Genomic DNA, 12301 nt, shown 5'->3' on the forward strand with positions numbered 1-12301 from the left:
TTTTCATCATAGCTACTCATCAAGCAAGTATCAAGGAAATTATAACTCCTTAAAAGGCTAGCCATGATCGATCGTTTGAACTTGCAAACTAAGCTACCGTGGGTGAGCTTTTCTACCGAGATATAAGGGTTGTAATTTTAATAAAAATTGTTTAAAGTTATCACTTAAAACCAATTAATTAGGCTTTTTAATGGAAAAAATAAAAAACAGACTGAGCAAATTCTTAGCTGCTGCTGGAGTAGCTTCCCGTAGAGGCTGCGAAGAAATTATTTTTGCTGGTCGGGTAAAAGTGAATGGTGATATCTGCATCATCCCGCAAACCATGGTGGGCGCTAAAGATAGCATTACCGTAGATGATGAAAAAATAAAGCAAGCGGAAGCAAAAGTTTACTATCTTTTAAATAAGCCCACGGGATACGAATGCACAAATGCTAGGCATCGTGATACCAAAATTGTTATAGATCTCTTTGAAAATATAGAGCAAAGGTTATTTACGGTCGGTCGTTTAGATAAAGAAACAGCAGGGCTGCTTTTAGTGACCAATGATGGGCATTTTGCTAATCAAGTCATTCATCCCTCCCAGAATATTCAAAAAGAATATTTAGTAAAAACTGACCAAGACATTACCGATGAGCATCTAAAAGCTATTGCCAGCGGCACCCTTATTGAAGGTTCTTTTGTCAAGCCTGTCCGTGTTATAAAAGTTCGTAAAGGGACTTTAAAGGTAATCATTATGGAAGGTAAAAAACGCGAAGTGCGTCATTTGTTAGAAGCAGTGGGTTTAAAAGTTTACTCCTTAACGCGCATTCGCCTGGGTGGTTTGATCTTAGGACAATTGCCTGTAGGCAGCTGGCGCCCTTTAACCGATCGAGAAAAAAAATTAATATTTGAGACTCATTAATGAAAGCAAATAGGATACCTGCTCATCAGCTAGAAGAAATTATGCCTATCCTTTTAGGCGCCTGGCGGCGCATGCATAAGGAAGCTGGCCCTGCTGATAAATTGCAAACACGTGAATTTCGTCGCGTGGTGGAAGGGGTAAAGAATTTACAAGTAGGCCTTGAAACAGGTAATCAGCTTATAGGTAGAGATTATTTTATAGATAAAGATTTATTGGGCTCCTATCTGCTTTATCATTGGGTAGTTAATTATCAACAAGGATTATCTATTCTAGCCGAGATTCCTTTTAAACCTAAACGTGTGTTAGACATATGCAGTGGGCCAGGAGCTTTTTCTCTAGCAGCCATTAAGCATGGGGCCTCAGAAGTGACGGCTTTGGACTATAATCAAGCTGCTCTACAACTGGGCGCTGAAGTATGTGGAAGATCAGGCTATGCTTTAAGCATTCGCTCCTGGAATTGCCTTACGACACCCCTTCCTTTGGAAGGAAAATTTGATTTAATCATTGTGGCTCATTGTTTAAAAGAACTTTTTCCTATCAATAGTGTTCACTGGCAGACTAAGCAAAATGAATTTTTGTCCATGCTACTTAATCGACTCACCCCTGCAGGCTATTTAGTAGTTGTCGATTCTTCTCATCCCGAAGCTAACCAGAGGATTTTGCAGATACGCGATTGCATGGTAAGAAAAAAGGTACCTATACAAGCCCCTTGTGTGTGGAAAGGAGAATGTCCAGCCCTCCAAACTAAAAACAATCCCTGCTATGCCCAGCGAGAATTTTATAAGCCTTATATTATCAAAGAAATCCAACGTGCTGCCCAAATCAATCTGGGCTCTTTAAAAATGTCTTATATAATTTTTCGCAGCCCTCAAGCGGAATGGCCTGTTTTAGAGGAGAAAAAATATTACCGCGTTATTAGCCCCCCGGTTGAATCTTTTCATGGTACACGTTTTTATTTGTGTGGGGTAGATGGCAAAAAACATTTGGGTTCCCGCTTGCAGGTGCTTCCTTCGGAATCTAAAGCATTTGAATATTTAAGGCGTGGTGAGCTAATTTCTATTGAAAAGGCTCATGAAAATCAAAATGCTATGGATATTATTGAAAATACACACGTAAAAGTGGCAGCGGCATGCGGCAAGCCTATCCCTGAAATTATTAATGAATAGGCAATCATTTGAATGGATAAAGAAAAAAACGTTTCTACTAGAGAGCTACAAGCCGCTATAAAAATTTTAGAAAGCTTTTCTTATCGTAAAGAAACATCTTCTTCTGTCTCTATCCTAAAAAAAACTATGACATTTGCTAAGCAGCTTTTTTCTATTCGTTCCGTGAAGGTAGAAGAGAAAAAAAATCTTCAACAAGCTCTGGCACTAATTAAAAATAGCTTTTCTTTAATTCAATCTTTAGCCCAGGGCACTTTTCGGCAAAAACAAATAGCATCTTCTGCTTACACAGCTATCGACCGTTTTAATGCATTAGGTAACCCTCTAAAAAGACGTCCCCTCCCCTGGCGTCGATGGATGGACACACTTCTAATCAAAATTCCTAAAAGAGAAAAAAGAAAAGAAAAAACAAGCCTAGGCAAAGAAGTTTCCTGCAAGTTTTATAGCCAAGAAGATGAAAAGATTAAACTACCCCTCCCACCATTTTCTCAAGGCGAGCTTTTGCCTACTACCCAAGAAATCGACGCTTTTCGTATGAAAGCTATTACTTTACTTAAGCATCATGAAGTGCGCTTTACCTCTTTAACTGAACAATTAAATATTATTCGTGAAATGCCGATTGTAATCAAGGAACAGACTCCTTTATCTAAAGCGATTGCTGAATCTGTGGTAGCCCTTGAGCAAACGATATCTTCCTTTCCTGGAGAAACTATTGAGCTTAAAGGTACTTTCAAACGTTCTTTAAAAAGCAAAGGTCCCAGCATTCCTATACCTGAAAGCTTTCATATTACCACTCAATCACAGCAAACAGGATACCCTCACCCTTCTCAGCACCATGGTTGGGTCTTATCCCCCTTCTTGTTACCCAAAGATCATGCTTTAAAAGACAAAATGCAAGAAATTGCTAACGAACTAAAACCAACGGGTCGTTTTAATCTGCAAGCCAAAGCTTTTCTAAAAGCTAAGCAAGAGTGCTTTAATCAACATGTAACTGAGTTTTTATCCCTTCACCTGCAGTTAAATGAATGCATGTTGAAAATCATAGGGATAAATGAAAAGACGATTTTAAATTCTTTTTATAAGCATCTTTTGCAACACAATAATCCTTATCATTACCTTAGCTACCTTCATCAAATCATTATCCATCAATACCTCGAAAAGAGAAAAGATTCTTTGAAAGCAGCCCTGTATACTCCGACAGAGTTAGAATACATCTATCAAATCGGCAATTTCTATGAAATTAGTGTGGAAAAACATCTAAACTTGCTAGAAGAACTTGCATTAAAGCAACTGCACGATTTCTTGATAGAGATAGAAAAGGAAAAAGTTTTGTCTCCTTCTGCTATGTATCACTGGCTCAAAGAAATGCTTTTAAATGATATTAATTTTTTCAGCAGTAACTGCTAGCGTTAAGGTGATTTTTTATCATACACTGGTAGAAAATGGCCTGGATACAAAGCTAATTCCACTGTAGTGTCATAAGGGGTACTTAAGGGATATTCTAATTCTGCTACCCAGAGCCCATCCACTCCATCTCCTCCATCACCTACTTCATAGACTTTTAAATTGACCTGGTAGAGATGACAAAGGATTACCCCCTCTATTTCCGACTTACCCCAGATAGGATATCCTCCATGCTTCTCTGCCTCACTGCTATTATACTTAACACCTTTTACATAACTTTCATAACTATCTATATTTCCATATTCTTCCTCTAAACTATTTTTTATCCAGTTATTCTGAGAGGGAAGAGTATTAACATATTCGCTTACTTTTCTTCGCAAATCCGTAAGGGTAAGGTTTCCATTTAATTTCTTATTGAGTGCTTGAGCAAAAGCATCAAAAAAACAATCACCATCATCTATGGCTGTTCCATATTCTTTATTTATGGCAGCTAAATCACCTTTCAAACGTTCAAGGCATCGGTCTTTTATACTTCTTTTCGGTTTTGAGGAGGGATCATTGCTTGATATAGGTAGTCTTTTTAAATCCCTATCTTCTTCTTTTTGGTCTAATTCATCGTAATCTATCTCGTCCTCATCACTTTCTAGGTCGATCTCGTAATAGATATCTTCATCGTCTGAATAATATAGATCTTCTTCTACTCTATCGCTAGCGGCAAGGGAAGCTTTATGCTGAGCTTTTGGCTCGTTCACTTTTTCTTTGGGATTTGTCTTGACCTCACTTGCAAGAGTTTCTCCCAAAGGATTAGCATCTGGCTTACCTATCTCTTTATCCAGGTTTGATTTTCCCTCTTGTGAAAACTTATAGAAAAGAGTATCCGCTTTCTCTGAAGTCATATGCGCCTGGCTCTGAGGTTGTAGGTCATCGCTTTTATAAACCGCTATCGACCGTTTACCGGTAAAGAATTCTTTCCATCCTTCCCTAATTTGACTATAAATCATCCCTAAGCCTAAAGAAAAAAAGGTCAATGCTAGGGATTTAAGACCTATCAAAATTCTATGGAAAGGGGTAAATTTTGTCTGCTCGCCAGACTCAAGGGAATATTTTTTGCCGTCAGGCCTTGTAACTGTATATTCCAAAGAGTCAAACGATTGATTATCATATTGGGTATAACTTTTTTCTTTATCTATATATTTTATTATCATTATGAAATCCCCATTTAATGATGTTTTTTTGCCTTCAAGCTATTTTCTTCCCTTTCAGTTAATTCAAGAGCTGCTTCTCTTTTTTCCTCATTGTCCGCTTTGAAGAAGGTAGCTGCAGGTATTGGATGATGCTCGAGTTCTGGCTCTTCTTCCTCTGCTTGCATGGAGGACTTAAAAGAAGAGGAAGTTTTAGGTGTGATTACGACACTTCCTGGAGTAATTGCTTGCTCTACAGGTACGGAAGAATTTTCTGCTACCTGAACGCCTGGATGGCTTTTCTTTTCGCCTATCATCCAGTTTCCTATTAATTCAAAAGTGGTAAAATACAAGCCTAAAAAAGCATCCGCTAGGCCTATGCTTCCCTGCTCAATTTCATAACCTGTAGATTTCTTAATGGCATTGTTTACCACATCTCCTGCAGGGGCCAAAGCAGCCGCTATAAAAAAGTGTAAGCCCATTGCCACAGGTACCAGGGGAATTAACGCTACAATCCCTATAGTGCCTGCCGTTACTCGACCAATAGTTGCAAGCGCATGCAAAGCTTTGCTCTCTTTCATTTGTTTAGCCGCAGTCGTTAGCTTAGGCAAACCTTTTCCTGGATTTTCTGTGCTTAGTTCTATAAAATCCTTTTTGACTCCTTGTGTTTTCTGCACAGAATCCATACCAGGTGTCGAAGAGAAATCTCTAGGAAGTATAGCACTCATATAACCCTCATGATGTTAAGCTTCTATTTCATTAGCCAGTTTCCTAACATGGCTTTCCCACTCTTCTTTTACTTCTGGTGAGGCCTGAATAAAGCTCCATAGCTTTTCTAGTGACTCCAAAGCCAAGCCTTGTTGATGCATAGATTGATAACAACGAGCTAAATAAAACTGTGTCTCTAAAAAGTTAGGATCTATTTCTTCAGCCATTAGATAATAATTAAGGGCTTTAGCGTACTCTCCCTCATTTTGATAGCAATATCCCATGGCATTCCAGTAGGAGGAAACTGTAGGAGAAAATGTTAATAAGAGTTGTAAGAGATTTTTAGCATCTTCGCATGCATGATTGTTAAAATTTTTGATGGCAAGCTCATAAATTAAGAGTAAAGTCTCACTTGAAAGGCCATATAGTGCTGTCCATAAAGGCTGATCAGCATCAATAGGACTATTTTGTGCCAGGGCCTCATTATCCTCTGAAGTTGAATAATTTTTTTGAATTTCTTGAATTTTTTTAAAAGCTTGTTCTACTTCGTTCAGAACTTTTAGCATTAAGTAGGTATCATTTTTTTCTAATAGCTCGATTTTGAGCAAATTAATTCCTTTCATATATTTTTGGAGCAGCGAAGTTAAATTTAGCTCTTTGGCTATTTGCTCTTTAAAAGCTAACCTATATTGATGCTCTGTTTTTAATGGGCTGGCTAACAAATAAAAATCTTGGTTATTCACATATTCTTCAATTACAGGCTTTATCTTGGCTTCAAAATCTTTTATTTTTTCCTGCTGCATAAAAGAATCCTTAGTAAATTATCCTCTTAAAATAAGTATACCTATATTTTTATAATTAATTCAATTAATTTCAAATAAAACTATATATTATTTATTAAGTTGTTTATTATATTAAAATTAACACATCATTTTATATCTCCTCTATTCAGGATGCTTTTTAAGAAAAAAAGAAGATAAGATAAAGAACTTATAGATAAATGTAAAATTTTTCTAAAAATTTAGACAATTGTAACTGGTAAGAGCTTGCCAATAACATTTAACCATGCCTGGCTTCAAGAAGGGGCTTTCTCTCCCCCTCCCCTTTTTTTCATGGCTAGCTTGATAACAATGAACCCTTAACCTTTTGTAATCTTTTTTAACCCCCTTATCTCTTTAGCTTTAATAGGCCACCTCTTTACTTAAAAAGAGGCCTTTAATGCTTAAGCTTTTCACTCAAAAAAACTTAATTCCAAGCAAAAATTAGAGGGAAAATGCTCAATAAAGCCACAAACCTTTAATGCTAGGAATGCTAGAGGATTAAGCAAGAAGGTTTGATAAAATAGGGCTACGAAGAAAAATAGATTTAAAAATGCGGCGGAGTAAGCGAAATTTATAAACTATTTAAAAGTTTGAAGAAGTTTCTTTTGCTGAAGGATGGGGATGTTTTCGTAAAGAAAAACATACCCGATAAAGTAATACTGCTTAAACTTATTAGGGGTATTAAAATCCCTTCAAGATAATAAAATTCATAAAGAGGCTCCCTAGGATTTTAGCATTTAAATCTTTCAGGAGTCGATAAAACCTTAAATATCTAGCTTGTAAAGCTAGGCTCTTCTGTAGGTGCTGCGCCAATAGAACAGCCAGCATGGTAAAAGACCTGGATAAAGGAAGCTTACCTTTGATTTTTTAAGCTTTTTAGTAATAGAGTCTCAAGTTTTTATCGAATTTTTTTATAAAATTAAAAGGAGGGAATAGCTGACCCGTTCCATTTTAAAGCCGTTAATGATTTATCAGCCAATCCCTCTTTTAACTATCTTCAAAACATGCCTTTAAAGTTAAGGCATAGGCGAACCAGCACCCATCCGCACTGCTTATTTACCCGGCTTATCGTCTTGCAAGGATGTTGCCAAGCTAACCTGCGATAAGGTAAGCCTCTTATTAAAATATTCCTTTCTTTATTCAAAATTCCCTTTTATTGTATCGTTTATCTAGATTCATTATTTTAGGTTAAAATTATGCTAAAAACAATTTTAGGCATTTTTGGTCGCTCTCCTTTTGCTCCTTTACAGTCTCATATGGAGATCGTCAATAGCTGCGTACAAATGCTACCCAGTTTATTCGAAGCCATGAAAAATAAAGATTACGCAGCCGTTGAAAAGATTGCCGAGAAAATTTCTGAGCAAGAGCATCATGCCGATCTAGCTAAAAATCATATTCGCAATCATTTACCTAAAAATATTTACCTACCTATTGAAAGACAGCATTTGCTGGATATCTTATCTTTACAAGATGATATTGCGGACAAAGCCCAAGACCTAGGGGTTCTTTCAAATTTGAAACCTTTAGAAATATTGCCCAGCTTCGAAAATGAATTTAATTTATTTCTTGTTAAGAATATGGAATCTTTTGAAGAAGCCAGGCGAATTATTAACGAACTACACGAACTCATCGAAACCTCCTTTGGTGGAGTGGAAGCGGAAAAAGTTCGAAGTATGGTAGAAAAGGTAGCTTTTAAAGAACACGAAGTAGATATTCTTCAACGTAAACTTTTGAAAAATTTGTATCAGTCTGAAAACGAAATGACGCATAGTACCTTTTATTTATGGCAAAAGATTTTTGGAACCACTGGCGCTCTTTCCGATATATCTGAGAAGCTGGCTAACCGCGTAAGACTCACCTTAGAACTGCAATAACGGAGATTGAATGATACCCGACATTCTATTGATACCTGAAAACATGCTTTTACTCATCTTTCTTTTGCTAGCAGGCTTTTATATGGCATGGAGCATTGGAGCTAATGATGTAGCAAATGCAATGGGAACCTCTGTAGGTTCTGGCGCACTTTCCTTAAAAACCGCTGTAGTTATCGCAGCTCTTCTAGAATTTTCAGGGGCTTTTTTCTTTGGGTCCCATGTATCTGATACTATTCAAACAGGCATTATTGACTCTGCTCTATTTGCTTATGAGCCACGCATCTTAGTTTATGGAATGCTAGCTTCCTTGCTAGCCGCAGGCATATGGTTACAAATTGCCTCCTATTTTGGATGGCCTGTTTCTACCACTCACTGCATTGTAGGAGCAATTGTAGGGTTTGGCATCGTTGTAGGAGGATTAGAAGCAATACAATGGGAAAATGTATTATTTATCATCACTAGCTGGGTGATTTCCCCTATTCTGGGTGGCATCATTTCATACTTTATTTTTAATATCCTAAGAAAGAAGATTTTCTATACCCCTAACCCTATCAGATCCGCCCAAAAGATTACTCCTATGATCGTTTTCTTAACAGTCACGGTGATGGGGCTCATCCTGGTTTTTAAAGGCTTGCAAAATTTAAACTTAGAATTTACCTTCTTAGAAGCTCTTATTTTCTCAGCTTTTCTAGGAACGATCGGCTCTTTCATAAGTTATCTACTGTTACGCAATATCTCCGCACCTACACGCTGTCAGCAGCCTGTGTGTAATGCTGAGACTACCCTGTCTTTAGATAAAGCTAGAAAACATTTACTAAGAGCCAGAGAAACCGTCTCAGGAAATGAAATGCATTACCACTTATCTATCCTGCTAAATGAAGTGGATAATGTATCGACCACAATCAAGAAATCCAGCGATGGGGAAGTACATAAATCTGAATACGCTACCGTCGAAAAAATTTTTGGTTATCTTCAAATCATGAGTGCATGTTTAATGGCATTTGCGCATGGTGCGAATGATGTAGCCAACGCGATTGGACCTCTTTCCCAAGGCATCCAAGTTCTCATCAACAACACAGTTATTACAACTAGCACTACGCCTGTATGGGCCTTAGCTTTAGGTGGAGTAGGAATCGTAGTAGGATTAGCGACCTGGGGCTGGCGTGTCATTGAAACAATTGGTAAAAAAATCACCGAATTGACTCCTACCCGCGGTTTTGCAGCAGAATTTGGTGCAGCTACTACCGTGGTACTTGCTTCAAGATTAGGGTTACCTGTTTCTACTACACATACGCTAGTGGGTTCTGTAGTAGGCGTAGGATTAGCACGAGGTCTAGAAGCTCTAGACTTAAGTATGACACGCGATATCATGATTTCTTGGCTAGTGACTGTGCCTACAGGTGCTTTAATAGCTGTAGGCTTTTTTAATGCTATAATGTATCTTATTACTATCATTTAAACTGCTGTAACTTGCCTACCCATGGCAGGAAATTAAAGCCTTATTTAATTTATAACCGTTCTTTTAGGATAATTTTAAAATGAATAAAATTCTTCTGTTTATCTTATACTCACTCTTTATCCAATCGGGCATGTATGCAGAGGCCCCTCGCCCTAAGGCTATTCTTCAAGCTCATCTACATGCAGCTTCAACTAATCCGAGTGATATCAAAACAATGAAAATCCATCCTGGTTCTACAGTTACTCTACAAGCCGAAATAAAGAACGTTGGGAATTTGCCAAGTGCTCCAGGAAAAGTCTACATCCGCTTTGTCTTGATCGAGCCGCTAGAAGACTTATTGCAAAGTCGTACTTTTCATACCGAAAGTATTCTCCTACCTACCCTCTATCCTGGACAAGTAACTGTTGTTAAGTTTATGAAAGAACATCAATGGCCGTCCCTACAGGATTTTATTAAACAAAATTGGAATATGCGTCACTATCAAGCAGTAGTTAAAATTGATGGAGAAAAAGAGGAAAAAGTGATCGGCTATCTCCCTATATTTTTCTCTGCTTATTATTACGAGGGACATCATCGTGAAGTGCCTAGAGAAGTTAAAGCACGCTAAAAAATAAAAAAACTTTATAATATTTATACCAGGTAATTGGCAAAATTCGTCTCCCTAACTTATAAAGTTATCTTGCTCACTTCGTTTGGATAAAAAATATAGGAAAAAGAGACTGCAAAAAATAATCCGTAAGGAATTTATAGGAAAAAAATATGCATTCACTTTCTTTTGTCCCTCACATAAGAATACCTGAAGAAGTGCAATTAAAGATTCTTAGCCTTCTAGATGAAAAGGAATTACCTATTGCAGCCCTCGTTAACAAACATTGGCAGCGAATGGCGCAAGATCCTTCTTTATGGCGGCCTATTTGCCAACGACGCTGGAAAAACCTTAGCCGCTCTTCTTCTCCAGGAAAAAACTGGCGAAAAATCTGTAAGAAAAGAGTGCAGATGTCGCAAACGATGAGGCTAACGAAAGGCGAATATTCGAAAAACAAATGTAAACAAACTATCTACAAATTACCTAATTTCTCAGGAAAAATTCTTGCGCTTAAAAGAGAAAAACAATTTGCTTTTATAAAAGCTACAGCAGGTACAGCGCAAATCTATCACTTGGGCGAAAAAAGTTGTCAGTTAGTGTATGATAACGTGGAAGATAAAAACTCTCGTTTGATTCATTATCAAGAAGGCCATATTGTTCAAGTGACACAGGATGGATACCTCTACCGTTGGAAAGTTAATGAGGCTTTTCCTACAACTTCTCTATGTTACCTTGGAAACTTTGAAAATGCTTACTTTGCTCAAAATCATTTATTTTTAGTCAATCCTCATCACCTACAAATCAAAATTGTGGATGTACGCACAGGATTAAGCTGCTACAAGACTACCTTGGCACCAATCAATTTTATTCTCTGCCGAGATAATCAAGCCTTAATCCACTGTCTAGATGGCAGCCTTTATTTTATTAATAATCTAGAGAGCTCTTTCTCCAGCAGCCTTATGGCGTTGGAAGGCAACCTTAAGTCCCCTCTTAATCAAGAACTCTGCCAGTTTGATGAAGCGCGAGTCATCGTTTTATGCGAAGATGATTTACAAAGAAGATGCCATATATGGGATGCTTCTAATGGTAAAAAGAAAATAGAGTTTACCTTGGCACCACGACCTGTGGAAAAATGTTGGGATAAAAAGTCAATTCTAACAACCTCTAGCTATGATGGCAAGCGCTTAGCAGTAGGACTAAGTATAGGCTTTGTTTTAATTTATAATGTTGATGATGGAAATTTTTTAACGTCATCAAACATAGGCGGCTTAGATCCTGTGCGCTTTCTTGCTTTAGATGAAAACCATTTCCTCGCCTCTACTTTTCATCCTGAATTCAAGAGTTTTAAACTTTATCAACATACTCCAGCTAGAAAATGTGGTGGAATAATATTGCCCTTCCTGCCTAACACATATCCATGGGTAAATTCTAATACTATTCATGCTAGCTACGATGGCCACAAACTAGTCTTTTTTGATGAACATGGATGGCTGCATCTATGGGACTTTGCTCATTTGCAAGGAAAGGAGCCTATCTTGGTGGCTCCTCCCTATGCTTAGAAAAACCGTTTATCTGTCTGAAGCGTTTGGCTAATTAAAATAGATTGCAACTGCTCATAAGAACGATAAGAGGAATATTTTCCTTGCTTTATCTCTTGGCTAAGCGCCTCAGTGAGCTGTGAGGTTGCTTGAATTTGATCGTCTATAAAATGTCTAGATTCTTCAAGCCTAGTAAAAGAAGAGGGCTCAATGGGTAAATAAATTAAAGAGCTAAAAGTTATTTTTATTTTTTACCCCTTGGAGAGGCTTGCTACTATAAAGATCGATTAATTAACTCACCTTACGCACAGATGGGTTGAAAAAATTATTCTAAGAGTATATTTTTTTCTTTGAAAAGAGGAGAAAAAAATGAAACTTGATCTTCTTGATATTTATACAGATTATCTTATTAGCCAAAACCAACAAGCCACAGCTACAGGGTTATCCAATCTTTTAGATGGCCAGGTTAGCTATGATAAAATCACCCGTTTTCTTAACAGCAATCCAGGGGGATCGAAAGAACTATGGCAGTATGTTAAAAAGCAAGTGCGCCATCTAGAGCAAGATAAAGGAGGTGTATTGATTATTGACGATACGATAGAGGAAAAGCCCTATACAGATGAAAACGAAATCGTCTGCTGGCATTTTTCCCATACTCAAGGAAGA

General features: G+C 37.5%; 11 protein-coding genes. 8 read left to right on the plus strand and 3 right to left on the minus strand.

What is annotated here, in order from left to right:
• Positions 1–190 precede the first annotated feature (190 nt).
• Genes DB42_RS09425 through DB42_RS09435 form a run of 3 tightly spaced genes read left to right on the plus strand, consistent with a single transcriptional unit; the run spans position 191 to position 3471 of the window.
• Positions 191–901 carry a pseudouridine synthase gene (locus DB42_RS09425; protein ID WP_039383622.1) on the plus strand — a complete coding sequence of 237 codons (711 nt, stop codon included), beginning with the start codon at positions 191–193 and terminating at the stop codon, positions 899–901.
• Positions 901–2067 carry a small ribosomal subunit Rsm22 family protein gene (locus DB42_RS09430; protein WP_044882743.1) on the plus strand — a complete coding sequence of 389 codons (1167 nt, stop codon included), beginning with the start codon at positions 901–903 and terminating at the stop codon, positions 2065–2067. Before DB42_RS09425 ends, DB42_RS09430 begins: the two co-directional genes overlap by 1 nt.
• A gap of 12 nt (positions 2068–2079) precedes the next feature.
• The gene (locus DB42_RS09435; protein WP_044882744.1) at positions 2080–3471 is read left to right on the plus strand and encodes a hypothetical protein; all 1392 of its coding nucleotides are present in this window, start codon (positions 2080–2082) and stop codon (positions 3469–3471) included.
• Between the two features lie 2 nt (positions 3472–3473).
• Here the strand turns inward: DB42_RS09435 and DB42_RS09440 are convergent, their stop codons facing one another.
• From DB42_RS09440 to DB42_RS09450, 3 genes are read right to left on the minus strand one after another with little or no spacing between them, the layout of a single operon-like run.
• Positions 3474–4673: a hypothetical protein gene (locus DB42_RS09440; protein WP_044882745.1), complete on the minus strand. Its 1200-nt coding sequence runs from the start codon at positions 4671–4673 to the stop codon at positions 3474–3476.
• 14 nt (positions 4674–4687) lie between these two features.
• Positions 4688–5377: a hypothetical protein gene (locus DB42_RS09445; protein WP_044882746.1), complete on the minus strand. Its 690-nt coding sequence runs from the start codon at positions 5375–5377 to the stop codon at positions 4688–4690.
• A gap of 15 nt (positions 5378–5392) precedes the next feature.
• The gene (locus DB42_RS09450) at positions 5393–6160 is read right to left on the minus strand and encodes a tetratricopeptide repeat protein (protein WP_044882747.1); all 768 of its coding nucleotides are present in this window, start codon (positions 6158–6160) and stop codon (positions 5393–5395) included.
• Positions 6161–7374: 1214 nt separating this feature from the next.
• Here DB42_RS09450 and DB42_RS09455 point away from each other — a divergent pair.
• The 5 genes from DB42_RS09455 to DB42_RS09475 all read left to right on the plus strand — a co-directional run.
• Positions 7375–8052 carry a TIGR00153 family protein gene (locus tag DB42_RS09455; RefSeq protein WP_039383612.1) on the plus strand — a complete coding sequence of 226 codons (678 nt, stop codon included), beginning with the start codon at positions 7375–7377 and terminating at the stop codon, positions 8050–8052.
• Positions 8053–8062: 10 nt separating this feature from the next.
• Entirely contained in the window at positions 8063–9511 is a 1449-nt protein-coding gene (locus DB42_RS09460) for an inorganic phosphate transporter (protein ID WP_232044339.1), read from the plus strand.
• A gap of 79 nt (positions 9512–9590) precedes the next feature.
• Complete coding sequence (locus DB42_RS09465) at positions 9591–10118, plus strand: hypothetical protein (RefSeq protein ID WP_042237961.1); 528 nt, start codon at positions 9591–9593, stop codon at positions 10116–10118.
• Positions 10119–10270: 152 nt separating this feature from the next.
• Positions 10271–11656: an F-box protein gene (locus tag DB42_RS09470; RefSeq protein WP_052436112.1), complete on the plus strand. Its 1386-nt coding sequence runs from the start codon at positions 10271–10273 to the stop codon at positions 11654–11656.
• Between the two features lie 348 nt (positions 11657–12004).
• The coding region (locus tag DB42_RS09475; RefSeq protein WP_044882748.1) for a transposase at positions 12005–12301 on the plus strand (297 nt) is incomplete at its 3' end.

This window comes from Neochlamydia sp. EPS4, assembly GCF_000813665.1.
Classification (GTDB): Bacteria; Chlamydiota; Chlamydiia; order Chlamydiales; family Parachlamydiaceae; genus Neochlamydia.

Bases quoted from the DNA above. Each gene is read 5' to 3' on its own strand.
- DB42_RS09445 (WP_044882746.1), bottom strand. From the start codon at position 5,377: ATGAGTGCTATACTTCCTAGAGATTTCTCTTCGACACCTGGTATGGAT.
- DB42_RS09440 (WP_044882745.1), bottom strand. From the start codon at position 4,673: ATGATAATAAAATATATAGATAAAGAAAAAAGTTATACCCAATATGAT.
- DB42_RS09455 (WP_039383612.1), top strand. From the start codon at position 7,375: ATGCTAAAAACAATTTTAGGCATTTTTGGTCGCTCTCCTTTTGCTCCT.
- DB42_RS09430 (WP_044882743.1), top strand. From the start codon at position 901: ATGAAAGCAAATAGGATACCTGCTCATCAGCTAGAAGAAATTATGCCT.
- DB42_RS09470 (WP_052436112.1), top strand. From the start codon at position 10,271: ATGCATTCACTTTCTTTTGTCCCTCACATAAGAATACCTGAAGAAGTG.
- DB42_RS09465 (WP_042237961.1), top strand. From the start codon at position 9,591: ATGAATAAAATTCTTCTGTTTATCTTATACTCACTCTTTATCCAATCG.
- DB42_RS09425 (WP_039383622.1), top strand. From the start codon at position 191: ATGGAAAAAATAAAAAACAGACTGAGCAAATTCTTAGCTGCTGCTGGA.
- DB42_RS09435 (WP_044882744.1), top strand. From the start codon at position 2,080: ATGGATAAAGAAAAAAACGTTTCTACTAGAGAGCTACAAGCCGCTATA.
- DB42_RS09460 (WP_232044339.1), top strand. From the start codon at position 8,063: ATGATACCCGACATTCTATTGATACCTGAAAACATGCTTTTACTCATC.
- DB42_RS09450 (WP_044882747.1), bottom strand. From the start codon at position 6,160: ATGCAGCAGGAAAAAATAAAAGATTTTGAAGCCAAGATAAAGCCTGTA.